Annotated in this window: 23 protein-coding genes; 16 read left to right on the plus strand and 7 right to left on the minus strand. The window is 64.3% G+C overall.

Going from position 1 to position 23114, the window contains the following annotated elements; translation table 11 throughout:
• The first annotated feature begins 3 nt into the window (after window positions 1-3).
• The 6 genes from VOM14_RS25010 to VOM14_RS25035 all read left to right on the plus strand — a co-directional run bounded on the left by VOM14_RS25010 (window position 4) and on the right by VOM14_RS25035 (window position 7087).
• Window positions 4-2400 (plus strand): xanthine dehydrogenase family protein molybdopterin-binding subunit, encoded by a 2397-nt coding sequence (locus VOM14_RS25010; RefSeq protein ID WP_327631446.1) that lies wholly within the window; start codon window positions 4-6, stop codon window positions 2398-2400.
• A gap of 22 nt (window positions 2401-2422) precedes the next feature.
• Window positions 2423-3220, plus strand: coding sequence for an FAD binding domain-containing protein (locus tag VOM14_RS25015; protein WP_327631447.1), 798 nt, complete (start codon window positions 2423-2425; stop codon window positions 3218-3220).
• Between the two features lie 94 nt (window positions 3221-3314).
• Window positions 3315-4202, plus strand: a complete 888-nt coding sequence (locus VOM14_RS25020; RefSeq protein ID WP_327631448.1) for an AAA family ATPase — start codon at window positions 3315-3317, stop codon at window positions 4200-4202.
• A gap of 88 nt (window positions 4203-4290) precedes the next feature.
• Entirely contained in the window at window positions 4291-5499 is a 1209-nt protein-coding gene (locus tag VOM14_RS25025) for a vWA domain-containing protein (RefSeq protein ID WP_327631526.1), read from the plus strand.
• Window positions 5490-6092: a CoxG family protein gene (locus tag VOM14_RS25030; RefSeq protein ID WP_327631449.1), complete on the plus strand. Its 603-nt coding sequence runs from the start codon at window positions 5490-5492 to the stop codon at window positions 6090-6092. Before VOM14_RS25025 ends, VOM14_RS25030 begins: the two co-directional genes overlap by 10 nt.
• On the plus strand, window positions 6065-7087 hold the full coding sequence (locus VOM14_RS25035; RefSeq protein WP_327631450.1) for an XdhC family protein: 1023 nt from the start codon (window positions 6065-6067) through the stop codon (window positions 7085-7087). The genes VOM14_RS25030 and VOM14_RS25035 overlap by 28 nt, the downstream gene beginning before the upstream one ends.
• Before the next feature lie 75 nt (window positions 7088-7162).
• Here VOM14_RS25035 and VOM14_RS25040 read toward each other — a convergent pair whose 3' ends face one another.
• From VOM14_RS25040 to VOM14_RS25050, 3 genes are all read right to left on the minus strand, one after another.
• Window positions 7163-7903: a PepSY-associated TM helix domain-containing protein gene (locus VOM14_RS25040; protein WP_327631451.1), complete on the minus strand. Its 741-nt coding sequence runs from the start codon at window positions 7901-7903 to the stop codon at window positions 7163-7165.
• 284 nt (window positions 7904-8187) lie between these two features.
• Complete coding sequence (locus VOM14_RS25045; protein ID WP_327631452.1) at window positions 8188-9216, minus strand: serine/threonine protein kinase; 1029 nt, start codon at window positions 9214-9216, stop codon at window positions 8188-8190.
• A gap of 117 nt (window positions 9217-9333) precedes the next feature.
• Entirely contained in the window at window positions 9334-9546 is a 213-nt protein-coding gene (locus tag VOM14_RS25050) for a hypothetical protein (RefSeq protein ID WP_327631453.1), read from the minus strand.
• 438 nt (window positions 9547-9984) lie between these two features.
• Between VOM14_RS25050 and VOM14_RS25055 the strand changes: the two genes are divergently transcribed.
• Both VOM14_RS25055 and VOM14_RS25060 read left to right on the plus strand, forming a co-directional pair.
• Window positions 9985-11190 (plus strand): MFS transporter, encoded by a 1206-nt coding sequence (locus VOM14_RS25055; protein WP_327631454.1) that lies wholly within the window; start codon window positions 9985-9987, stop codon window positions 11188-11190.
• A gap of 326 nt (window positions 11191-11516) precedes the next feature.
• Window positions 11517-11702 carry a hypothetical protein gene (locus VOM14_RS25060; RefSeq protein ID WP_006050504.1) on the plus strand — a complete coding sequence of 62 codons (186 nt, stop codon included), beginning with the start codon at window positions 11517-11519 and terminating at the stop codon, window positions 11700-11702.
• A 78-nt stretch (window positions 11703-11780) separates the two neighbouring features.
• Here the strand turns inward: VOM14_RS25060 and mgrA are convergent, their stop codons facing one another.
• Window positions 11781-12824 (minus strand): L-glyceraldehyde 3-phosphate reductase, encoded by a 1044-nt coding sequence (mgrA, locus tag VOM14_RS25065; protein ID WP_327631455.1) that lies wholly within the window; start codon window positions 12822-12824, stop codon window positions 11781-11783.
• Between the two features lie 219 nt (window positions 12825-13043).
• Here mgrA and VOM14_RS25070 point away from each other — a divergent pair, with 219 nt between their 5' ends.
• Window positions 13044-13250, plus strand: coding sequence for a DUF3185 family protein (locus VOM14_RS25070; protein ID WP_327631456.1), 207 nt, complete (start codon window positions 13044-13046; stop codon window positions 13248-13250).
• A 63-nt stretch (window positions 13251-13313) separates the two neighbouring features.
• Here VOM14_RS25070 and VOM14_RS25075 read toward each other — a convergent pair whose 3' ends face one another.
• A complete protein-coding gene (locus tag VOM14_RS25075) occupies window positions 13314-14075 on the minus strand; it encodes a phytanoyl-CoA dioxygenase family protein (protein ID WP_327631457.1) in 762 nt (253 codons plus the stop codon).
• 170 nt (window positions 14076-14245) lie between these two features.
• Complete coding sequence (locus tag VOM14_RS25080) at window positions 14246-14383, minus strand: hypothetical protein (RefSeq protein ID WP_327631458.1); 138 nt, start codon at window positions 14381-14383, stop codon at window positions 14246-14248.
• Between the two features lie 184 nt (window positions 14384-14567).
• On the opposite strand from VOM14_RS25080, the gene VOM14_RS25085 reads away from it, so the two are divergent.
• Window positions 14568-14945 carry a hypothetical protein gene (locus VOM14_RS25085; protein ID WP_327631459.1) on the plus strand — a complete coding sequence of 126 codons (378 nt, stop codon included), beginning with the start codon at window positions 14568-14570 and terminating at the stop codon, window positions 14943-14945.
• Window positions 14946-15019: 74 nt separating this feature from the next.
• Here VOM14_RS25085 and metK read toward each other — a convergent pair whose 3' ends face one another.
• Window positions 15020-16210 carry a methionine adenosyltransferase gene (gene metK, locus VOM14_RS25090; RefSeq protein WP_327631460.1) on the minus strand — a complete coding sequence of 397 codons (1191 nt, stop codon included), beginning with the start codon at window positions 16208-16210 and terminating at the stop codon, window positions 15020-15022.
• Between the two features lie 274 nt (window positions 16211-16484).
• Between metK and VOM14_RS25095 the strand changes: the two genes are divergently transcribed.
• The 6 genes from VOM14_RS25095 to VOM14_RS25120 all read left to right on the plus strand — a co-directional run bounded on the left by VOM14_RS25095 (window position 16485) and on the right by VOM14_RS25120 (window position 22709).
• Window positions 16485-17369, plus strand: a complete 885-nt coding sequence (locus VOM14_RS25095) for a lipid A biosynthesis lauroyl acyltransferase (protein ID WP_327631461.1) — start codon at window positions 16485-16487, stop codon at window positions 17367-17369.
• A gap of 56 nt (window positions 17370-17425) precedes the next feature.
• On the plus strand, window positions 17426-18289 hold the full coding sequence (gene dapF / locus VOM14_RS25100) for a diaminopimelate epimerase (RefSeq protein ID WP_327631462.1): 864 nt from the start codon (window positions 17426-17428) through the stop codon (window positions 18287-18289).
• 112 nt (window positions 18290-18401) lie between these two features.
• Complete coding sequence (locus tag VOM14_RS25105; RefSeq protein ID WP_327631463.1) at window positions 18402-19136, plus strand: DUF484 family protein; 735 nt, start codon at window positions 18402-18404, stop codon at window positions 19134-19136.
• 52 nt (window positions 19137-19188) lie between these two features.
• Window positions 19189-20112: a tyrosine recombinase XerC gene (gene xerC, locus VOM14_RS25110; protein ID WP_327631464.1), complete on the plus strand. Its 924-nt coding sequence runs from the start codon at window positions 19189-19191 to the stop codon at window positions 20110-20112.
• 98 nt (window positions 20113-20210) lie between these two features.
• On the plus strand, window positions 20211-21413 hold the full coding sequence (locus tag VOM14_RS25115; RefSeq protein WP_327631465.1) for a class I SAM-dependent rRNA methyltransferase: 1203 nt from the start codon (window positions 20211-20213) through the stop codon (window positions 21411-21413).
• Between the two features lie 183 nt (window positions 21414-21596).
• Window positions 21597-22709 carry a CobW family GTP-binding protein gene (locus tag VOM14_RS25120; protein WP_327631466.1) on the plus strand — a complete coding sequence of 371 codons (1113 nt, stop codon included), beginning with the start codon at window positions 21597-21599 and terminating at the stop codon, window positions 22707-22709.
• Window positions 22710-23114 lie beyond the last annotated feature (405 nt).

Raw genomic sequence — 23114 nt, forward strand, 5'->3', positions numbered from 1 at the left:
ACGATGAACGCACCCGAAGCACACACCCTGATCGGCGCTTCAGTCGAACGTAAGGAAGACTATCGTTTCCTGACCGGCAACGGCCAGTACACCGACGACATCCTCCTGCCCCAGCAAACCTACGCGGTCTTTCTGCGCTCGCCGCACGCACACGCGAAGATCAACGGCATCGACACCACGGCGGCCAGGCAGTCGCCCGGCGTGGTCGCGATTTTCACCGGCGCGGATATGGCCGCGGAGAACGTCGGCGGCCTGCCGTGCGGCTGGCTGATCCACAGCACCGACGGCAAGCCGATGAACGAGCCGCCGCATCCGATCATCGCGCATACGAAAGTGCGCCACGTCGGCGATCAGGTTGCGCTGGTCATCGCCGATTCGATCAAGGCCGCGAAAGACGCCGCCGAGCTGATCGAAGTCGACTACGACGTGCTGGCCGCCGTGGTCGATACCGCGCATGCAGCCGATCCCGGTCAGCCGGCCGTTCACGACGAAGTGCCGGACAACGTCTGCTACAACTGGGGCCACGGCGACAAGGCCGCCACCGACGCCGCCTTCGCCAAAGCCGCGCACGTCACCACGCTCGACATCGTCAATAACCGGCTGATTCCGAACGCGATCGAACCGCGCGCGGTCAACGCGAGCTATTCGCCGCAGGACGACAGCTACACGCTCTACGTCGCGAATCAGAACCCTCACGTCGAGCGCCTGCTGATGGCGGCCTTCGTGCTGTCGTTGCCCGAGTCGAAATTGCGCGTGATCGCGCCGGACGTCGGCGGCGGCTTCGGTTCGAAAATTTTCCTCTACGCAGAAGACGTCGCGCTGACGTGGGCATCGAAGAAAATACGCCGTCCGGTGAAATGGACCGCCGAGCGCTCGGAAGCCTTTCTGTCGGACGCGCACGGCCGCGACCACGTGACCAAAGCGGAACTGGCCATGGACGCCGACGGAAAATTCCTCGGCATGCGCATTCACACCATCGCGAACATGGGCGCGTATCTGTCCACGTTCGCCTCCAGCGTGCCGACCATTCTTTACGCGACGCTGCTCGCCGGCCAATACGCGACGCCCGCCATTTACGCCGAAGTCAAAGCCGTCTTCACCAACACGGTTCCCGTCGATGCCTATCGCGGCGCGGGCCGCCCCGAAGCGACTTACGTGGTCGAGCGTCTGGTCGAAACCGCCGCGCGCGAGATGCAACTCGATCCCGCCGAAATCCGCCGCCGCAATTTCATCCGCGAATTTCCGTATGCGACGCCGGTCGGCCTCACCTACGACACCGGCGACTACGACACGATTCTCGCGCGCTCGCTCGAACTCGCCGACGTGAAGGGCTTCGAGGCACGCCGGCAAGCATCCGAAAAGAACGGCAAGCGGCGCGGCCTCGGTTATTCGTGCTACATCGAAGCGTGCGGTCTCGCGCCGTCGAATATCGCGGGCGCGCTGGGCGCACGCGCGGGTCTCTTCGAAGTCGGCCAGATCCGCGTGCATCCGACCGGCTCGGTCACCGTGTTCACTGGCTCGCATAGCCACGGCCAGGGACATGAGACCACTTTCGCGCAAGTGGTCGCCGACCGGCTCGGCATTGCGCTCGACAGTGTCGAGATCGTGCACGGCGACACCGGGCGCATTCCGTTCGGCATGGGCACGTATGGCTCGCGCTCGATCGCGGTCGGCGGCTCGGCGATCATGAAGGCGCTCGACAAGATCGAAGCCAAGGCGAAGAAAATCGCCGCGCATCTGCTCGAAGCCGCGGCAGAAGACATCGAGTTCAAGGACGGCGTGTTCCGCGTCGCGGGCACCGACCGCACGAAGGCGTTCGCCGAGATTTCGCTCGCGGCGTATGTGCCGCACAACTATCCGCTCAACGTGCTCGAACCGGGCCTTGAGGAAAGCGCGTTCTACGATCCGAGCAATTTCACGTATCCGTCCGGCGCGTATATCTGCGAAATCGAAGTCGATCCGGACACGGGCGTGTGCCAGATCCAGCAGTTCACCGCCGTGGACGACTTCGGCAACGTGATCAATCCGATGATCGTCGAAGGCCAGGTTCACGGCGGCCTCGCGCAAGGCATCGGCCAGGCGATGCTGGAGCGCTGCGTGTACGACAACGAAAGCGGCCAGTTGCTGTCGGGCTCTTACATGGACTACGCGATGCCGCACGCGTCCGATCTGCCCAATTTCACCGTGGAAACCGCAAAGGGCACGCCGTGCACGCACAATCCGCTCGGCGTGAAGGGCTGCGGCGAGGCGGGTGCGATCGGCTCGCCGCCGGCGGTGATCAACGCGATCATCGACGCGCTCGCGCCACTCGGCGTAACCGATCTGCAAATGCCGGCCACGCCGCATCGCGTGTGGTCGGCCATTCACGCCGCGCGCGCCAGCACGCAAGCCGCCCACTGAGACCCGAGCCGGAGCATTCGACATGTATTCATTCGAGTATCAACGCGCGACGGACCCCAAAGCGGCCGCCGCCGCCCTCACCGCCGACAGCGACGCCAAATTCATCGCCGGCGGACAGAGCCTTTTGCCCACCATGCGGCTGCGTCTCGCGCAGCCGTCGCAATTGATCGACGTGACGCGCATTCCCGCGCTCAAGTCGATCACCGTGGACGCCAACACCGTGACTATCGGCGCGGCCGTCTGTCACGCCGACGTCGCGGATCACGCCGACTTGCGGCGCGTGCTGCCCGCGCTCGCCGGACTGGCCGCGCATATCGGCGACCGGCAGGTGCGCGCGCTCGGCACGCTCGGCGGCTCGCTCGCCAACAACGATCCCGCCGCTTGTTATCCGGCTGCCGCGATGGGGCTGGACGCGACCATCGTCACGGACCGGCGGCGCATTGCGTCGAGCGATTTTTTCGTGGGCATGTATGAGACCGCGCTGGAGCCCGACGAGCTGATCGTCGCGGTCGAATTCCCCGTGCCAGAGCGCGCGGCCTACGAGAAATTTCGCAATCCCGCCTCGCATTTCGCGCTGGTCGGCGTGTTCGTCGCGAAGTTCGCGAGCGGCGTGCGCGTCGCGGTGACGGGCGCGGCGGCTTCCGTGTTTCGCGTGCCTGAGCTGGAAAGCGCGTTGTCGGCGAACTTCACGCCTGAGGCCGCGCGCGCGGCGAGCGTGGCGGCGTCGAATCTGAACGACGACATGCACGCCAGCGCCGAGTACCGCGCGCATCTGATTCCGGTGCTGGCCGCGCGCGCGGTCGCGAAGGCGAACAGTTAGCGATCCCTGGCAAGGGCGGCCGGCGTGAACCGATTCGCTCACGCCGGCCGCATGCGCCCACGCGCGCCGCCAATCGTGCAGATTCAGGACTGCCATGCCTCCCGTTTCAATCGACGACACCCTCGCGCAACTTGCCTCGCAGAACTATTTCGCGAGCCGCGAACTGGCGACCGCGCTGTATCTCGCGCTGCGCATGGAGCGGCCCTTGTTCGTGGAGGGCGAGCCGGGCGTCGGCAAGACCGAGCTGGCGAAAGCCGCGGCGGGCATGCTCGGCACGTCGATGTTGCGGCTGCAATGCTATGAAGGGCTGGATACCGCAAGCGCGCTGTACGAATGGGACTATCCGCGGCAAATCATGGCCTTGCGTCTCGCCGAAGCCGCCGGCGAGCGGCCCGACAACGACACCTTGTATCGCGGCGAATTTCTGCTCAAGCGCCCGCTGCTGCAGGCGCTGATGCCCGACGAACATCATCCGGGCGCGCGGCGCGTGCTGCTGATCGACGAGATCGATCGCGCCGACGAGCCGTTCGAAGCCTTCCTGCTCGAACTGCTGTCCGACTTCCAGGTGTCGATTCCCGAGTACGGCACGGTGCGTGCGACCCAGCCGCCGCTCGTCGTGATGACGTCGAACCGCACGCGCGAAGTGCACGACGCCTTGAAGCGCCGCTGTTTGTATCAATGGATCGGCTACCCGGAGCGTGACCGCGAGCTGGAGATCGTCGCCGCGCGCGCGCCGCGGACGTCGGCGCAATTGCAGCGTCGCGCGGTCGATTTCGTGCACCGGCTACGCGGCATGGATCTTTTCAAGGCGCCGGGCATTGCCGAAACCATCGACTGGTGCCGCGCGCTCGAAGCGTTGTCGGTGACGGAACTCGATCCGCAATCGGTGCAGAACACGCTCGGCGTGCTGCTCAAGTATCAGGACGATCTGGCGCGTGTCGACGCCGCGCAGATCGCGCAGTGCCTCGCCGCGCCGGGTTAGCGTGATGACGACGCCCACCCGCGCGAAGCCGGCCGACGCGCCCGACCTCGCCTCGCGCAAACGCGCGCCGCTCGACACCGGCGCGCCCATGCTCGCCCGCAACGTCGTCCATTTCGTGCGCGTGCTGCGCGGCGCGGGTCTGCCGATGTCGCCCGCGCACGCCGTCGATGCGCTCGCCGCCCTGCATTGGATCGACCTCGCGCGCCGCGACGATGTTCGCGCCGCGCTGGCCGCGTCGCTCGTGTCCGCGCCGGACGAACGCGAGCTGTTCAACGCCGCGTTCGAGCTTTTCTGGCGCGACCCGGATTGGGAAGGCAAACTGCGCGCGCTGCTGCTGCCGAAGGTCCGCGACGGTCTTCCGCCGCCCAGACGCAACAACCGTCTTGCCGACGCGCTCGCGGTCCGCGCGCCGCCCTCGCCGCACAGGCACGCGCCACAGGAGACCGAGCAGCGCGAGTTGCGCGCGCACGCCACCTTCAGCGCGCAAGAGCGGTTGCGTCACCGCGATTTCGACACTCTTTCCGCCGATGAATGGCGCAGCTTGCGTCACCTGATTCGCGCCCAGCGTGTGCCGCTCGCGAAGGAGCCGACGCGGCGCCTGAAAGCCGCGTCGCACGGCACGCATGCGGACTTGCGCGCGAGCGCGCGGCAAGCGGTGCGCGCGGGCGGTGACTGGACGGTGTGGAAATATCGCGCGGTGGTCGAACGAAAACCGCCGCTCGTTCTGATGCTCGACATCTCCGGTTCGATGAGCAGTTATTCGCGCGCGGTGCTGTACTTTTGCCACGCGCTTTTGCAATCGCGCGAACGCTTGCAGGTTTTTCTGTTCGGCACGCGGCTCACGAACGCGACGCGCGCGCTGCGCGAGCGCGATCCGGACGTGGCGATTGCCACGCTGACGGAGCAGGTTGTCGACTGGTCGGGCGGAACGCGGATCGGCGCGGCGCTCGCGGAGTTCAACCGGCGCTGGGCGCGGCGCGTGCTGAGCGGACGTGCAACCGTGCTGCTCGTGACCGACGGCCTCGATCACGAAGCGATCGACGTGCTCGACGCCGAAATGGCCCGGCTGCGCCGCTTCGCGCACCGCATCGTCTGGCTCAATCCGCTGCTGCGTTTCAGCGGCTTTTCTCCGAAGGCGCGCGGGGTGCAGGCGATCCTGCCGTATGTCGACGCGCATCGTCCTGTCCACAATCTGGATAGCCTCGCCGCGTTCGGCCGCGACTTCGCGCAACTCACGCGCGCGCCACGTCCGGGCGCTTGCGCTTCTCACACCGCAGGAGCAAGTCCATGGAACTGACCGAAACACATACACTGCCGGTTTCGCAACAGCGTACGTGGGACGCGCTGAACGACACCGAGGTTTTGCGCGCCTGCATTCCAGGCTGCGAAAGCATCGACCCGGACGGCGAGAATGCCTATCTCGTCGCACTGAGCGCCGCGGTCGGGCCGGTCAAGGCGCGCTTCAAGGGGCGCATGCAATTGACCGACATCGACGCCCCCAACGCCTACAACATCGTGTTCGAAGGGCAAGGCGGCGCGGCGGGCTTCGCCAAAGGCAATGCGCGCGTCGTGCTCGAAGCGGACGGCGACGAGGCGACGAAACTCAGCTACACGGCGAGCGCGCAGGTCGGCGGGAAGCTCGCACAGATCGGTTCGCGGCTCGTCGACGGCGCGGCGCGCAAGATCGCCGGCGAGTTTTTCAAGCGCTTCGGCGCACAGGTCGCGGGCGCGGGCGGCGGCGCGGCGAATCCAGCCGAAGACAGCGCCGCCACTGCAACCCCGCAGACGGCGGCGCACAATACAGAATCGACCGATGCCGCGGACGGCGAGTCCGGCGGCGATGCAACAAAGAGGAAGAAATCATGGACAGCGTGGATCTCGAAGTCCTGAAGAACAGCGCACGTTGGCTGGAAGACGGACATCGCGCGCTACTGGTCACGGTGGTGAAAACGTGGGGCTCGTCGCCGCGTCCCGAGGGCGCGATGCTCGCGGTGCGCGACGACGGCCTGGTGGTCGGCTCGGTTTCGGGCGGCTGTATCGAAGACGATCTGATTGATCGCGTGCGGCAACAGGGAATCGAGCAGACGCAGCCGGAGGCCGTGAAATACGGCATCACGGCAGAAGAGGCGCATCGCTTCGGACTGCCTTGCGGCGGCACGATCCAGCTTGTGCTCGAACCGTTGACGTCGCGCAGCGGCATCGTCGAACTCTGCCGCGAGGTGGAAGAAGGCCGGCTGGTCGCGCGCGAACTCGACATGACGACGGGCGAAGCGCGGCTCGACAAGGCGCAGGCCACCGACGGCGTGCATTTCGACGGCGAGCGTCTTCTGACCATTCACGGCCCGCGCTACCGCATGCTCGTGATCGGCGCGGGGCAACTGTCGCGCTATTTGTGCAACATTGCCGTGGGACTCGACTATCAGGTGACGGTCTGCGATCCGCGCGAGGAGTACACCGAGGAGTGGAACATTCCCGGCACGAAGCTCGTGCGAACCATGCCGGACGACACCGTGCTCGACATGAAGCTCGACGAGCGCTCGGCGGTGATCGCGCTCACGCATGACCCAAAACTCGACGATCTCGCGTTGATGGAGGCGCTAAAGACGCCCGCGTTCTATGTGGGCGCGCTGGGGTCGAGGCGCAACAACCAGGCGCGCCGCGAGCGGCTGAAAGAGTTCGATCTGACCGAGATCGAGTTGGCCCGCTTGCACGGGCCGGTTGGGATTTATATCGGCAGCCGCACGCCGCCTGAGATTGCCGTATCGATTCTCGCGGAAGTGACAGCGGCGAAGAACGGCGTGTCGTTGCCGACGCTGCTTCAGGTCGAAGGCGCGAAGGCGGCGCGCGAAATCGCGGCGTCGGGCGGGGCGGCCTGCAGCGCTTAGGTCGTTGCGCGAGTGGGTGCGATGCGGGCGATGCGGGCGATGCGGGCAATTCGGCCGATGCAGGCGCCCACGCGCTTACATCAGCCCGCACACCACCGCTGCGACAATCGAGCCGCCCACCAGCACCAGGCCCACCATGCGGCGTTTGTTCAACCCGGTCCATAACAGTACGCCCGTCAGCGAAAGCAGAATCAGCGAGCCGGCAATCGTGTCGATCAGCAACATCCAGCCGATACTCACGCCCACGCCTTTGTGCAGATTGGTCATCGTCGCGAGGAAGGTGTTCTGCGAGCGTTTCACCGCGACGAAGCCGTTGCCGACCCAGTACTCGGCCTGCACGTTCTGCGTCGGCGCGGCGAATCCCACTTGCCAGAACTCGGGCTGAATCGTGCTGCGATCGCCCCACTCCACCGGATGCGCCGGCTCGCGTTTCATCCGACCCGGCTTGACCTCGATATTCAGTTCGTCCTTGAGCCACTTCGCCATGTCCATCGGCGAATGAAACGGCTTGTGCGGCACGGCGATCTGCAACTCCTCGACCTGCGGCTGCCCGGTGGACACCTTCATCGGGCCCGCGCGATGGTTCAGCAGAAAGCCGGTCGCGCCGAACATCAGTCCGAGCACCGCGCCCCACAAGCCGACCCAGCCGTGCACCTTGCGCAGCCATTTGATGAAGTTCGCGCGTCGCGAACGCAGGCGCGGCGCCGTCTGCCCGGCGTCGTCCATCGGATGACGGGCGGACGGCTGTTCGTGGGCGACGTAGCGGGTCGCGCCATCGGCAGCGGGTTTCATATCGATCGAGTCAGGCGCGTTCACATCCAGCTCCGGGCGCAGCAGGTTAAACCGCGGCCCGCACGCCGCGTTTCGCGCGCTCAAAGACCGGCGGTGAGGAAATATCGAAAGGAGGAAGCGGACGGCTCCGGCTGGCGATCCGGAACCGTCCTGATGAGAGGCTGGCTGGCAGTCACAGCGGAGAGAAATGTGACAGGAAGCTGGCGACGCCCTTCAATTGCGAATGCCTATCATTACACAATTGACGCGTTTGCTCAATCGCGACCCTGGCGGACACGCTGTCGCGCGTGCCGAGCCGCGATTCAAGCTCAGACCGGCCACAACGGCCCTTCTTGCATCGCGCCGAGTTGCTCGCGCATTTCGAGGATGCGGTCTTCCCAATAACGCTGCGTGTTGAACCAGGGAAACGCGGCCGGAAACGCGGGATCGTCCCAGCGTCGCGCGAGCCACGCCTGATAGTGAATCAGCCGCAGCGTGCGCAGCGCTTCGACCAGATGAAGTTCGCGCGGCTCGAAGTCGCAGAAGTCCTCGTAACCGGCGAGCAGATCGGCCAGCGCGCGCGACGCCTCGGCGCGCTCGCCCGGCAGCAGCAGCCACAAATCCTGCACGGCCGGGCCCATGCGGCTGTCGTCGAAGTCGACGAAATGCGGACCCGCGTCGGTCCACAATACATTGCTCGGATGACAGTCGCCGTGCATGCGCAGCATGCGGATGTCGCCCGCGCGCTCGAATGCGCGCTCGACGCCTTCCAGCGCGAGGTTGACCACGGTTTCCCACGCGGCGCGCACGTCGTCGGGCACGAAACGGTGCACGAGCAGGAAATCGCGCGGCTCGTAGCCGAAGGTTTGAATGTCGAGCGCGGGACGCTCCGTGTAGTTCTGCGTCTGCCCCACCGCGTGAATACGGCCGATGAAGCGCCCGAGCCATTCGAGCGTGTCGCGCCGGTCGAGGTCCGGCGCGCGGCCGCCGCGGCGCTCGAAAATCGAAAAGCGGAAGCCGTCGAATGTATGCAGCGTATGGCCCTCGAAGGCGCGCGCGGGGACCGCCGGAATTTCGCGCGCGGCGAGTTCAGCGACGAACGCGTGTTCTTCGAGAATGGCGGCGTCGCTCCAACGCTCCGGGCGATAAAACTTGGCGACCACCGGCGGGCCGTCCTCCACGCCCACCTGATACACGCGATTTTCGTAGCTGTTGAGCGGCAGCATGCGACCGTCGGTGCGCACGCCGACTGTGCCGAGCACGCTATCAAGCGCGTCGAGCACGATTTCCGGCTGGAGCCGGGCGAAAGGCACGGCGCGCGCGGCGCCGCCGTCTTGTGGATCGAGAATGTCGTTCATGCCCGCATTGTGCGCCGCGCCGCCATCAAAGACGAGCGCGGCCCGACATGCGGCTCAGCACGCGAACGAGCGGCGGACGCGCCAACCGCGGCCGCACGCAATCCGCACGCAAGCGCGTCAATGCATCTGCGCGCTGGACGGACGCACGAGTTCGCCCGTGTCGATCAGGTCTTCGAGGAAAAAGGGTTCTGTGTTCAGTAGCGGCGAAGCACCGGGCTCGCCGGCATACCACGCCACCATGGCCATGTCGCCGAGAATGCGCATGACGATTCCGCGCGCGCCTTGCGGCACGGCGATATGCACCGATCGGACAATGGAACCGATTTGCATGATATTTCCCCGTTCTCCCATAGCCGGCTTTATAGATTCGCGCCGGTCAAGGTGATGATAAAAGCGCCGCTTCGCCGGTAACGTTGCGTACGCACCCAAACTGCTGCGCGTGAATACGCGTGAGAGCTTCGAGTCATTGTTCCCGTTTTGCGGGGCCTTTTGAAAGCGGGAATCCGGGGCACTTCACCCGTTGTTTCGCCTGCTTTGTCGCGACGCGCGGCATCGCAATCAGACCATCATAAACCCTGCCGGGCGCAGGCTATCAAAAACGTGGGGCGTCGGCGGGATTCATGCGCGCCAGCGCACGTTTGTGCGATTTTCAGCGTATCCTTAACTGTTTTGCTGGCGTAACGTCTCGTGGATGTCCGGCGCGGCCGCGCCACATCATTGCCCGTTGCCGCCCTGCACTCCGCCTTGTCGCCTTTCTGCTCCCTTGCCGTGCCCAACGTCTCCGAAACGCCCTATCTCGATCGCGGCAGCCGCGCCTACTGGCGCGCCAGCATCGCCTTGCTATTCGCCGGCTACGCCACCTTTTCCCTGCTGTACTGCGTGCAGCCACTGCTGCCGTCGTTTTCGTCGGCGTTCAATGTGACTCCCGCGCAAAGCAGCCTCACCGTCTCGCTGTCCACCGCGGCGCTCGCGCTCGCCATCTTCGTGGCCGGCTTTGTCTCCGAAGGCTGGAGCCGTCACAAGCTGATGACGATGTCGCTCACCGTCTCCGCGCTGCTCACTATCGGCGTGTCGATCACGCCGCACTGGCATCAATTGCTCGTCTTGCGCGCGCTCGAAGGTCTCGCGCTGGGCGGCGTGCCGGCCGTCGCCATGGCTTATCTCGCGGAAGAAGTGCATCCCGACGGGCTCGGTCTCGCGATGGGTCTGTATGTCGGCGGCACGGCGATCGGCGGCATGGCGGGACGCGTGATCACCGGCGTGGTGGCGGATCTGTTTTCGTGGCGCGTCGCAATCGGCACGATCGGCGTGCTCGGCATTCTGTCGATGCTCGCCTTTCGCGCGCTTCTGCCGCCGTCGCGTCATTTCGTGCCCAGGCGCGGGCTTGGCTTCATGCATCATCGCAGCGCACTGATGCGGCAATTCACGCGGCCGGGCCTGCCTTTGCTGTTCCTGCTCGGCTTCGTGCTGATGGGCAGTTTCGTCACGCTGTACAACTACATCGGCTACCGGCTGCTCGCGGCACCGTACCGGTTGAGCCAAACGGAGATCGGCGCGATTTTCGTGGTTTATCTGACGGGCGTGGTCGCGTCGCCGTGGTCGGGACGCATGGCCGACACGTTCGGCCGCGCCCGCGTGCTGACCGCGAGTTTGCTGCTGATGGCCTTCGGTCTCGTACTCACGATGTCGAGTCCGCTGGCGGCGATTGTCGGCGGCATCGCTTGCGTGACGTTCGGGTTCTTCGCGGGACACGCCGTCGCGAGCGGCTGGGTCGGACGTCTCGCGAAAGAAGCCAAAGGTCAGGCGGCCGCGCTTTATCTGCTGGCGTATTACATCGGCTCCAGTGTGATCGGCTCGTACGGCGGCCATATGTGGACCGGTTACGGATGGAACGGCGTCGCCGGCCTGGTCGGCGCATTGCTGCTGATCGGCCTGCTGGCGACGCTGAGATTGCGCCGAATCGCCGAGGCATGAGCGCGTAGTGCGCCCCGATTGCTCGGCGATTGCCGCGACGCATTGGGACGCATCGCGACGCATTGCGACTCATCACGCATCGAATCGCGTCAAAAAGTAAGGGCTGCGTAAGCCAGCACGTCACTCTTTTGCGGTGCATTTGCTGCGTCGCCACAAGCCGCACAAGCCTTGCGGGCACTGACTTCTGCGGCTTGCTAAAAAGCGCATGGAAGCGGCTGGAAGCGGCTCCGCCGATTGCGTGGTCACCTATACTGAAAAATGCGGGCATGCAGCGCATGACGCTGACACAGAGCCGCTGCTTTCGCGGCGACTACAAGGAGACGAGTATGACGACCTATTTCACGATCGGCGATTTCATCCTGGTTATTCCGATGGCGCTGGCCGGAGCTTTGTTCGTAGGCGCACTCCCTTGCAAAACGGAATTGCGGCACAACGCGCTGCGCGTGCTGGGCGCATTGCTGGGCGTGGTGTTCGCGGTCGTGCTGGTCGAAGGCTTGCCCGCGCTGGTGTAGCGCAAATTCGCGGAAAGAAAAAGCCGCCTCGTGGGCGGCTTTTCATTGGATGCGTCAGTGGCGGCAGCGCGGCCGGAATCAGATTGCCTGATCCGTGGACGGCTTTTCCCACAAGTTGATGCCGCCTTCCGTCGCATAGCGGTCGATCTCCGCCAGTTCCTCTTTCGAGAACGCGAGGTTTTTCAACGCGCCGACGTTCTCGCGCACCTGCTCCGCGCGGCTCGCGCCGATCAGCACCGAACTCACGCGCGGATCGCGCAGCGCCCACGCGAGCGCCATCTGCGCGAGGCTTTGTCCGCGACGCTGGGCGATGTCGTTCAGCTTGCGCACGTGCTCGATATTCTCCGCGCTCAAATGTTCCTGTTTCAGCGAGCCGCCGCCCGGCTTGTTGACACGCGCGTCTTCCGGCACGCCGTTCAGATATTTGCCGGTGAGAAGACCTTGCGCCAGCGGCGTGAAGGCAATCGACCCCGCGCCAATCTGTTCGAGCGTGTCGAGCAATTCGTGCTCGATCCAGCGATTAAGCATGTTGTACGCGGGCTGATGAATCAGCAGCGGTACTTTGTATTCGCCGAGCAACTTCGCCATTTCGAGCGTCTTGCTTGCCGAGTACGACGAAATCCCGATATAGAGCGCCTTGCCTTGCTGCACGGCGCTCGCCAATGCGCCCGCGGTTTCCTCGAGCGGCGTGTTCGCGTCGAAGCGATGCGAATAGAAAATATCGACGTAGTCGAGACCCATGCGCTTCAGGCTCTGATCGAGGCTCGCGAGCACATATTTGCGCGAACCGCCGCCTTGTCCGTACGGGCCGGGCCACATGTCCCAGCCGGCCTTCGACGAAATCAGCAGTTCATCGCGATACGGCTTGAAGTCGTCCTTGAAATGACGGCCGAAATTGGTCTCGGCGCTGCCGTACGGCGGGCCGTAGTTGTTCGCGAGATCGAAGTGCGTGATGCCGAGGTCGAACGCCGTGCGCAGAATGTCGCGTTGAGTCGAAAGCGGCGTAGTGTCGCCGAAGTTGTGCCACAAGCCGAGCGACAGCGCCGGAAGTTTGAGACCCGTCTTGCCGCACACGCGGTATTGCATGTCCGAATAGCGTTCTGAAGCTGCTTCGTAAGCCATTGCTGATGTCCTTGAGGGTGATGTCGCCCGATGATCGTCGATCGCGGGCAGGGGCAATCGCATGCTGCGGGAGGCGTGCTGCTGTGGGTTTGTTTTTATGTGCGGCCAGAGCGCTATGGTAGCCAATCGGCGGGATGCATGCAGACATCCGCTATGCAGGATGGACGAGCTTCCGCACGTCCCCTACACTTTCGCCGGTCGAGCTTAATGGAGCGTCAAATGACGAAGGCGATTTCAATCGCGCTGATTGTGGGCGGCATCGTGCTGCTGTATTTCGGCGGACAGGCATTCAACTCGGTTAGCAGCGACGTGTCGCGCGTCTTCACCGGTTCGCCTTCGAACAAGGCGATCATGCTGATCGTGGGCGGCGTGGTGGCGACGCTCGCGGGGCTGACAGGGGTCGCTTTGTCGGGGCGCAAGCGCTGAGTGTCGAATGTTGAGCGCTGAGCGCTGAAGCGGCGCGTGGCGCTGTGCGCTCGCGCCGAAAAATCAGAACGCCACCTCGGGTTTCGCCGCCGAGCGCGTGCCCGGCAACGGCACATTGCTCGCACCGTGATACGTGTACACGAGCGAGAACTTCACCTGATCGCTCAGGTTTTTGCCTGCCGAATGCAGCGTGTTGCAGTGGAAGAACACCACGTCCCCGGCCTTGAGTTCGGGCGATACCGCCGCGCGAATCCACGCCTGATTTTCTTCGAGATCCGAACGGAAGAACTTCGCTTCGTCGAAACGCTCGCCGGTAAACGCGGCGCTGTGTGAGCCCGGCACGAGCCATAGCGCGCCGTTGTCGATAGTTTCGGTGCCGAGCGCGAGCCACACCGACACCAGATCATCGCGCTCGAACGACCAGTAACGCACGTCGCGATGCCAGCCGGTCAAGCTGCCGTAGGCGGGATGCTTGGTCATCATGCAGTTGTGATGCGCGCGCGAGAGGCGCGGCTCTTCGCCGAAATACAACTCCATCCAGCCACGAATTTCCGGCGCGGTCGCCCACTGCGCGAAGCTCGGATCGCGGCCATACGCGTCGAGCAGCCGCCGCACGGTGTGACCGCCAGGCGCGTGTTTCGAAGACGGCGCGCCGGGATATTGCAGGTCCGCTTCGAATTCGATCGGCGCCGCGGCTTCTTCCAACTGACGCTGCGCGACCTGCCTCATTTCATCGCAGCGTTCCCGCGACACGAGGCCCGGCACGACGACAAAACCCTCTTCCCGCAACGTGTGAATCTGCTCTTTCTTCGAATGGAGTGACATGGTGTTCCGTTACCGTCGACTAACCGATCTTCGATTGTAAAACGGGCGCGATCATACCGCGTGCTGTTTTGGGTTCGCGTATTGCCATGAAGTGGGGTCGCGGACAAAGCGCGCACTGTTTTCATGCGACACGCGATCTGTTGCGCACGCCGGATGGGCAGCGACGCACGTTAATCGTTCGCAAAGGGCGCGAGCGCGGCATCACCGGCGCCGATGCGATCTCCGTGAAAACCCGCAATGCGCAGGGTAAAAACGGACTTTCTGACGTCACGAATCACGTGTAGCCTGCATGCCATGTCGATTGTCATTCCCGCCTGCTTGCGCGCCGCACGGGCCATCAAGACCCGTTTCGCTGTCCGCCGCGCAGTTTTCCATGCTGTTTCCCGTCGAATTCCGGGCCCCTGCGCGGTCCGTCGCGATGCCGTCATTGGCACATTTGGTGCTGTTGATGGCGCTCATTTCGTCGCGCGACGCGCTGCCCTCTCTGAAGCCATGCGTACTTTTCTGAGCACTCGTTTCACCCGCGCCGCACTCAAGGCCGCGCGTCCGGCGCGCCGCCACGTGGTTCGCGCGCTGCGCCACCACGCCACGCGTACGCGCGCGCTCGGCGAACAATGGCGCGACGCGAAAGCCGTCGACGGCATCCGTACCTGGTTCAACACGTTCTTCTCGGCGTTGCGCACGCGGGGCGGTTCGCGCCGCCTTTCGCTGCGCACGCTGCTGCGCAAGCCGACGCCGCTGCGTCTTACGGCGACGCCGCGCGCGCCGGTCGCCGCGCCATCGCCTGGCACAAGCCGCCGTCCGCGACGGATGTCGACGAGCGGCAGCACCGGCTGGTTTGCGTTTGCATTCGCGTTCGCGAGCCGCTGAGCAGCACTCGGCCATAAAAAAACCCCGCGCGGCGCGAGCCGGCGGGGTTTTTCGCAAGAAGCGAGCAGCTAGCGTTAATCCGCCAGCGCGGCAACCGGTTCGGTGCCGGCTGCTTCGGCGAGCGTCAAAGCCTTATCTGTGGCTTCCCACGTGAATTCCGGCTCTTCGCGGCCGAAGTGGCCATAAGCCGCGCTCTTCTCGTAGACCGGACGCAGCAGGTCGAGCATCTGGATGATGCCCTTCGGACGCAGATCGAAATGCTCCTGCACGAGGCGCGTGATGGTCGCGTCCGACACGCGGCCGGTGCCGAACGTATTGACCATGACCGACGTGGGCTGCGCGACGCCGATTGCATACGACACCTGGATCAGGCAGCGCGATGCAAGGCCGGCGGCCACGATGTTCTTCGCGACATAGCGGCCGGCGTAGGCCGCCGAGCGGTCGACCTTCGACGGATCTTTGCCCGAGAACGCGCCGCCGCCGTGGGGCGCCGCGCCGCCGTAGGTATCGACGATGATCTTGCGGCCCGTCAAACCGCAATCGCCTTGCGGACCGCCGATCACGAACCGGCCCGTCGGGTTCACGAGAAACTTGATGTCGCCCTTGATCAGCTCGGCGGGTAGCGTCGGCTTGATGACTTCTTCGATCACCGCTTCGCGCAGCGTGTCCAGCGAGATGTCCGGCGAATGCTGCGTGGACAGCACGACGGTGTCGATGGAATGCGGCTTGCCGTCGACATAGCGCACGGTGACTTGCGACTTCGCGTCCGGGCGCAGCCAGGGCAGGCGGCCGTCGCGGCGCAGATTCGCCTGACGCTCGACCAGACGATGCGACAGGTGAATCGGCAACGGCATCAGTTCGGGCGTTTCTTCGCACGCGTAACCGAACATCAGGCCCTGGTCGCCGGCGCCTTGATCGAGGTTGTTGTCATGCGCGCGGTCCACGCCCTGAGCGATGTCCGGCGACTGCTTGTCGTACGCGACGAGCACCGCGCAACCCCGGTAGTCGATGCCGAAGTCGGTGTTGTCGTAACCGATGCGCTTGATCGTATTGCGCGCGATCTGGATGTAATCGACATTCGCGGTCGTGGTGATTTCACCCGCGAGCACCACCAGGCCGGTGTTGCACAGCGTTTCCGCCGCGACACGCGAGTATTTGTCCTGCGACAGGATGGCGTCGAGAATTGCGTCCGAGATCTGGTCCGCGACTTTGTCGGGATGGCCTTCGGAAACGGATTCGGAGGTGAAGAGATAGTCGTTGGCCACGTTGCAGACTCCTGTTGTGTGGTTACGGTTGATGTTCACGTAGCCAGCTTCGGGAGCCTTGAAGCGGCGACGCTTTAGCGGATTACCTTCCCGGCAGGCGCGGATCACGTGGACCGCACCGCCCGGCTTCGCCCCGCAAGTTGTCTATTAACTCGGCGAAGCCCTTATTATAGCGACTTCCATTGATTGTCACAGAGTGCTCACGCGTGCGGCATTACGTCAATTTTTCCTCTTTGCTGAACTCCCTCGTGCCGGGCGCGTTCCCGGAGGCCGCATGCTGAGGCAATTGGGCCCGCGCCTCGCGATCGGCCTGTTAAAACTGTTTGCGCTGCTGCCCTATGGGCTCGTCGCGCGTCTTGGCGACGCGCTCGGCTGGCTGCTTTATCAGATCCCGAGCCGACGCAAGCGCATCGTTCATACCAATCTGAAGCTGTGCTTTCCCGACTGGAGCGACGAACGCCGCGAGGACGTCGCGCAGAAGCATTTCCGGCACGCGATCCGCAGTTATCTGGAGCGCAGCGTGCAATGGTTCGGCTCGGCGAAGAAGCTGGAGAAGCTGATTCAGATCGACAGCGCCATCGACCTGACCGACCCGAATCTTCCGCCCACGCTCTTTCTCGGGTTTCACTTCGTCGGCATCGAGGCGGGCTCGATCTTCCTCAATTACTCGCTCAAGCGCCAATGCGGCTCGCTGTATCAGCCGATGTCGAACCCCGAGCTGGAGGAAGTCGCCAAGGCCGCGCGCGCGCGTTTCGGCGCGGATATGGCGAGCCGCGCCGACAGCGCGCGGATCGTGCTGCGCTGGTTGCGTGAGCGCAAGCCGGTCATGCTCGGCGCGGATATGGACTACGGCGCGCGCAATTCCACCTTCGTGCCCTTTTTCGGCGTGCCGACTTGCACGCTGACCGCGGTCGGCCGTCTCGCGAAAGTGGGGCACGCGCAAGTGGTGCCGTTTATCGGCGAAGTGCTGCCGAACTACAAGGGATATCGCCTGAAGGTGTTCAAGCCGTGGGAGAACTACCCGAGCGGCGACGACGACGCCGACGCGCGGCGCATGAACGAGTTCCTGGAAGAGCAGATCCCGTCGATGCCCGAGCAGTATTACTGGGTCCACAAACGTTTCAAGACGCGACCGCCCGGCGTGCCGAGCGTTTATTAACGAAGCCTGAAAGACACGGCCGGCTCACTTCCGGGCGCGTCACTTACAATAGCGTGATGAAACTGAAATTCACCAAAATGCACGGCGCGGGCAACGACTTCGTCGTGCTCGACGGCTACACCCAACCGGTCAACCTGACGCCGGCGCAGGTGCGCGCGCTCGCGGACCGGCATTTCGGCGTCGGCGCCGACCAGTTGCTGCTGGTCGAAAAACCCACGGTCGAAGGCGTCGATTTCAGATATCGCATCTTCAATTGCGACGGCGGTGAAGTCGAACATTGCGGCAACGGCGCGCGCTGCTTCGTGAAGTTCGTGCGCGACAGCGGCCTGACCGATCGGCGCAGCGTGCGCGTGCAAGTGCAGCAAGGCACGATCACGCTGACCATGCAGGAAAACGGCGAGGTGCTCGTCGACATGGGCACGCCCGTGTTCGAACCGGAACGCGTGCCTTTCGCCACCAAAGGTCTCGAAGGGCGCCGCGAAGGCGCCGACACGCTTTGGCCGCTCGACGTGAACGGCACGACGCGCTGGATCTCGGTGGTGTCGATGGGCAATCCCCACGCGGTGCAAGTGGTCGACGACGTGGAGGCGTTTCCTGTTCTCGTCGAAGGTCCGGCGATCGAGCGGCACGCGCGTTTCCCGCAGCGGGTGAACGCGGGCTTCATGCAGATCGTCGGCCGTCAAGAAATCAGGCTGCGCGTGTATGAGCGCGGCGCGGGCGAAACGCTCGCCTGCGGCACGGGCGCATGCGCGGCGGTCGCCGCCGGCATTCGCCGCGGCCTGCTCGACGCGCCGGTGCTCGTTCACACGCAGGGCGGCAAGCTCACCATTTCGTGGGACAGCAAGCAGGAAAGCGAGCCGTTGCTGATGGCGGGCCCCGCCACCACCGTTTTCCAGGGTGAGATCGAACTGGCCGACTGATCTGGCCAGATGATGTGGCCGAATGATGCAGCCGATTCGAGTCGGCTCATTAACTCATTGACCGACACGCCGCATTGCGGCGGCGTCCCGTAGCAGTCCTTTAGCCGAAACCATGAACGATCGCGAAGTCGCTGAATACCTGCTCGCCAATCCCGAATTTTTCGCCGAACACGCGGAAATGCTCGCCACCATCCGGCTCGCGAACCCGCACGGCAAAGCCGCGGTGTCGCTGCAGGAGCGGCAGATGGAAATGCTGCGCGACAAGAACAAGCATCTCGAACGCCGCCTCGCCGAACTGCTGCGCTACGGTCACGAAAACGACAGCATCGCGTCCCGATTCAACCGCTGGACCATCCGCGTGATGGCCGAGCGCGATCCGTACGCGCTGCCGCGTACCATCGCCCAGGGTTTGCGCGATGTCTTCGACGTGCCGCAAGCCGCGCTGCGTGTGTGGGACGTCGCCGAACCGTACGCGCAGGCCGACTTCGCGCGCCACGTCGGCGAGGAGGTACGCATTTTCGCGAACAGCCTGAGCGCGCCATATTGCGGCGCGAACACCGGTTTCGAGGCGGCGCAGTGGCTCGTGCCTGCAGCCGGCGCGAATGCGGCGAATGTTTCTGACGAAACCGCGTCCGGCGGCGCGGCGCCCGCGTCGGCGCACGTCACGGAGTCGATTGCGCTCCTCGCGCTGCGCGATCCCGAAGCAGGAGAGGAAGCATCGGCGTTTGGCCTGCTCGTCATGGGCTCTTCGGACGCGCGCCGCTTCCACGAAGGCATGGCGACCGACTTCCTCACGCAGATCGGCGCGCTGGCGAGCGCCGCGCTGAGCCGTTTGCTGCCGCGCTGACTTATCGATCGGGCGGATCGCGCACCACGTCCGCCGCAACCAGAAGCCCATCGTGACCGAAGCCGACCCCATCGCCGCGTATCTGTCGAATCTCGAACATGAGCGGCGGCTGTCGGCGCATACCTTGCGCGGCTACACGCACGAACTCGAACAACTGCGGCTGCTGGCCAAAGGCCGGCCGCTCGAAAGCCTCACCGCCGTCGACATTCGCGGCGCCGTCGCGCGCGCGCACGCGGGCGGCCTGACGGCGCGCTCGATCAGCCACCGCCTGTCGGCGTGGCGCGCGTTTTATCGCTGGCTCGCGGGCCGCGTCGATCTGCCGGCCAATCCGGTCGCCGCCGTGCGCGCGCCGAAGCAGGCGAAGACGCTGCCCAAGGCACTCTCCGTCGACGACGCCACTCGCCTGATGGAAAGTCCGCCCGCGCCATCCGCGGAAGGTTTGCGCGATCACGCGATGCTGGAACTGTTCTACTCGTCGGGGCTGCGTCTGTCGGAACTGGTCGGTCTCGATGCGCGTTTCGCCGACGCCGACGGTTATCGCTCGGCAGGCTGGCTGAAGCTCGATTCCGCCGAAGTCGAAGTGCTCGGCAAGGGCAACCGGCGCCGCATCGTGCCGGTCGGCAGCAAGGCGCTCGACGCGCTGAACGCATGGCTCGCGGTGCGCGGCGAGATGGTGAAACGCGATCCGCATCCGCTTTTTCTGTCCGCGCGCGGCAATCGTCTGTCGCCGAATGTGGTGCGCGAGCGCGTGAAGCGCGCGGCGCTGGTGGCCGGCATTCCCGCCAATGTGCATCCGCACGTGTTGCGCCATTCGTTCGCCACGCACGTGTTGCAGTCGAGTGGCGATCTGCGCGCGGTGCAGGAGTTGCTCGGCCACGCGAGCATCACGGCGACGCAGGTGTACACGGGGCTCGATTTTCAGCATCTCGCGCATGTCTACGATCAGGCGCATCCGCGAGCGAAAAAACGCGCCTGATGCCGCCAGTTGCCGCATCACAGCCTCGACCTTCTTCGCTTCACCCGCCGCGCAACCGGTTCGCCCGCCGCGCGGCCCACTGCTCTCTCTGACATCCGATGAATACCGTTACGCTCAAACCGTCGAAAGATAAATCGCTGCTGCGCCGCCATCCGTGGGTCTATGCGAACGCGATCGACCGGATCGACGGCAATCCCGCGCCCGGCGCGACCGTGCTGGTGCGCGCGCACGACGGCCGCTTTCTCGCGCGCGCCGCCTACAGCCCGCACTCGCAGATTCGCGCGCGCGTCTGGAGCTTCGACGAAGCCGAGCCGATCGATCACGCGTTCTTCAAGCGCCGCGTGCAGCGCGCGCTCGCGCATCGTCAGACGATGGTTCACAACACCGGCGCCGTGCGGCTGATTTTCGGCGAAGCGGACGGCCTGCCCGGCCTGATCGTCGATCATTACATCGCCGAAGACGAAGGCCAGCGCAGCCAGCTCGTGTGTCAGTTCATGGCGGCGGGCGTCGAGGCGTGGAAGCAGGCGATCGTCGCCGCGCTGGTGGGCGCGACCAGCTGCCCGAACGTCTACGAGCGCTCGGACGTGTCGATCCGTCAGAAGGAAGGGCTCGAACAGATCACCGGCGTGCTCGCGGGCGAGCCGCCCACGGAAGCGCTGATCGCGAGCGAAAACGGCGTGCGTTATCACGTGGACGTGCGCAACGGCCACAAGACCGGCTTTTACGTCGACCAGCGCGACAATCGCCTGCTCGTGCAGCAGCTCGCTCAGGATCGCGACGTGCTGAACTGCTTCTGCTACACGGGCGGTTTCTCGCTGGCGGCGCTCAAAGGCGGCGCAAAGCGCGTCGTTTCGATCGATTCCTCCGGCGAAGCGTTGGCGCTCGCGCAGCAGAACGTGGCGGCCAACGGCTTCGACGCCGAGCGCGCCACGTGGCTCGACGCGGACGCCTTCAAGACGCTGCGCCGCCTCTACGACGAAGGCGAGCGTTTCGATCTGATCGTGCTCGATCCGCCGAAATTCGCGCCTTCGCGGGAACATGTGGACCGCGCGTCGCGTGCTTACAAGGACATCAACCTGACCGGCCTGAAGCTGCTGCGGCCGGGCGGCCTGCTCTTCACCTACTCGTGCTCGGGCGCGATCGATTCCGAGCTGTTTCAGAAGATTGTCGCGAGCGCCGCCGCCGACGCGCGCGTCGATGCGCGAATTCTCAAGCGCCTCGGCGCCGGCGTGGATCATCCGCTGCTGACGGCATTTCCGGAGGGCGAATACCTGAAGGGCCTGCTGTTGCAAATCGCGTGATCGCCTATATCTTCCCGGTTATTTCGCGCCGGAACGTGCGCGGCAGCGCCCGCTTGACAGATATGTTTCAATAGCCGGCTAGACAAGCTGCGCGCCGCAAGGCAGCCGCGCCCGGCTTACGTACCCGATCACGCGTCCCACGCGTCAGATTACGCAGCGTTTCACGACCTATAGGCGAACAACATGATCCCAGTCACCATCCTGACCGGCTTTCTCGGCAGCGGCAAAACCACTCTGCTCAAGCGCATCCTGAACGAAAAGCACGGCATGAAGATCGCCGTGATCGAGAACGAGTTCGGCGAAGAAAACATCGACAACGAAATTCTCGTGCAGGATACGAGCGAGCAGATCATTCAGATGAGCAATGGCTGCATCTGCTGCACGATCCGCGGCGACCTCTCGCGCGTGCTCGGCGATCTGGCCGCGCAGAAACAATCCGGCAAGCTCGATTTCGACCGCGTCGTGATCGAAACGACCGGCCTCGCGAATCCCGGCCCCGTCGCGCAGACGTTCTTCATGGACGATCAGATCGCGAACGAATTCCTGCTCGACGCGATCATCACGCTGGTCGACGCGAAGCACGCGAATCAGCAACTCGACGAGCACGAAGTCGTGCAACGCCAGGTCGGTTTCGCGGATCGCCTGTTCATCACGAAGGCCGATCTCGTCGACGAGCCGCTCATGGACGATCTGCGCCACCGTCTGCTGCATATGAATCCGAAGGCGGCGATTCGTGTCGTCAATTTCGGCGAAGCGGACATCAAGGAAATTTTCGATCTGCGCGGCTTCAATCTGAACTCGAAGCTCGAGATCGATCCGGACTTCCTCGCCGAAGACGAACACGCGCACAGCCACGCGCATGCGCACGACGAGCACGGCCACACGCACGCCGACCACGATCACGATCACGATCACGATCACGCGAACTGCGATCACGATCACGGCCATTGCGACCACGAAGGCCACGATCACGCCCATCACCATCACGCGCATCACGACGACAAGATCAAGTCGTTCGTGTATCGCAACGACCGTCCGTTCGATCCGAACAAACTGGAAGACTTCCTTGGCGGCATCCTGCAAATCTACGGCGAACGGCTGCTGCGCTATAAGGGCGTGCTGTATATGAAGGGCGTCGATCGCAAGGTCGTGTTCCAGGGCGTGCATCAGATGATGGGCAGCGACCTCGCGGCGAAATGGCAACCGGCCGAGAAAAAGACCAACAAAATGGTCTTTATCGGTATCGAACTGCCGCAAGACCTGATTACCGACGGCCTCGACGCCTGCCTCGCGTAAGCCGCACGGGTAATGTAAGCAACGTCCTGGCCTGGGTTGCGTTGTAATCGTCTGTTAAAAAAGCAGGGTGCGGTGGCCGGGCGGCCGCCGCAAAATGTGCGGTGGCGCACGCCGGTGAAAAACGCGTGAAAACCCTGCCGCATTAATGCGTGCACGACCATCGCTTTTTAATCGTGCGCGCGTTATATTTTCGGGATACCGGTGCCCCGTGGAGGGATTTCCACCAGTTGCGGTGGCGGATTGTGATTCAGTTACAATACGTGCCCACTGGAGAATGAGAACGATTTGCCCGGTCAGTGCGCGGTGGTTATTATTGCGCGCCGGGCCAGACGCGGCGCCGGAAAATCTTATCCGGGGGAACACGCCGACAATGTCCGCCGCAGCAGCCTGATAAAGCCTGTTGCC

Origin of the sequence: Paraburkholderia sp. MPAMCS5 (assembly GCF_036016995.1) — a bacterium.
GTDB lineage: Bacteria > Pseudomonadota > Gammaproteobacteria > Burkholderiales > Burkholderiaceae > Paraburkholderia.

Bases quoted from the DNA above. Each gene is read 5' to 3' on its own strand.
- VOM14_RS25010 (WP_327631446.1), top strand. From the start codon at position 4: ATGAACGCACCCGAAGCACACACCCTGATCGGCGCTTCAGTCGAACGT.
- VOM14_RS25030 (WP_327631449.1), top strand. From the start codon at position 5,490: ATGGAACTGACCGAAACACATACACTGCCGGTTTCGCAACAGCGTACG.
- VOM14_RS25050 (WP_327631453.1), bottom strand. From the start codon at position 9,546: ATGCAAATCGGTTCCATTGTCCGATCGGTGCATATCGCCGTGCCGCAA.
- VOM14_RS25105 (WP_327631463.1), top strand. From the start codon at position 18,402: ATGAACGATCGCGAAGTCGCTGAATACCTGCTCGCCAATCCCGAATTT.
- VOM14_RS25045 (WP_327631452.1), bottom strand. From the start codon at position 9,216: ATGAACGACATTCTCGATCCACAAGACGGCGGCGCCGCGCGCGCCGTG.
- VOM14_RS25020 (WP_327631448.1), top strand. From the start codon at position 3,315: ATGCCTCCCGTTTCAATCGACGACACCCTCGCGCAACTTGCCTCGCAG.
- VOM14_RS25035 (WP_327631450.1), top strand. From the start codon at position 6,065: ATGGACAGCGTGGATCTCGAAGTCCTGAAGAACAGCGCACGTTGGCTG.
- VOM14_RS25015 (WP_327631447.1), top strand. From the start codon at position 2,423: ATGTATTCATTCGAGTATCAACGCGCGACGGACCCCAAAGCGGCCGCC.
- VOM14_RS25080 (WP_327631458.1), bottom strand. From the start codon at position 14,383: ATGACAATCGACATGGCATGCAGGCTACACGTGATTCGTGACGTCAGA.
- VOM14_RS25120 (WP_327631466.1), top strand. From the start codon at position 21,597: ATGATCCCAGTCACCATCCTGACCGGCTTTCTCGGCAGCGGCAAAACC.
- VOM14_RS25060 (WP_006050504.1), top strand. From the start codon at position 11,517: ATGACGACCTATTTCACGATCGGCGATTTCATCCTGGTTATTCCGATG.
- VOM14_RS25085 (WP_327631459.1), top strand. From the start codon at position 14,568: ATGCGTACTTTTCTGAGCACTCGTTTCACCCGCGCCGCACTCAAGGCC.
- VOM14_RS25115 (WP_327631465.1), top strand. From the start codon at position 20,211: ATGAATACCGTTACGCTCAAACCGTCGAAAGATAAATCGCTGCTGCGC.
- VOM14_RS25070 (WP_327631456.1), top strand. From the start codon at position 13,044: ATGACGAAGGCGATTTCAATCGCGCTGATTGTGGGCGGCATCGTGCTG.
- VOM14_RS25025 (WP_327631526.1), top strand. From the start codon at position 4,291: ATGCTCGCCCGCAACGTCGTCCATTTCGTGCGCGTGCTGCGCGGCGCG.
- VOM14_RS25095 (WP_327631461.1), top strand. From the start codon at position 16,485: ATGCTGAGGCAATTGGGCCCGCGCCTCGCGATCGGCCTGTTAAAACTG.
- dapF (WP_327631462.1), top strand. From the start codon at position 17,426: ATGAAACTGAAATTCACCAAAATGCACGGCGCGGGCAACGACTTCGTC.
- mgrA (WP_327631455.1), bottom strand. From the start codon at position 12,824: ATGGCTTACGAAGCAGCTTCAGAACGCTATTCGGACATGCAATACCGC.
- VOM14_RS25075 (WP_327631457.1), bottom strand. From the start codon at position 14,075: ATGTCACTCCATTCGAAGAAAGAGCAGATTCACACGTTGCGGGAAGAG.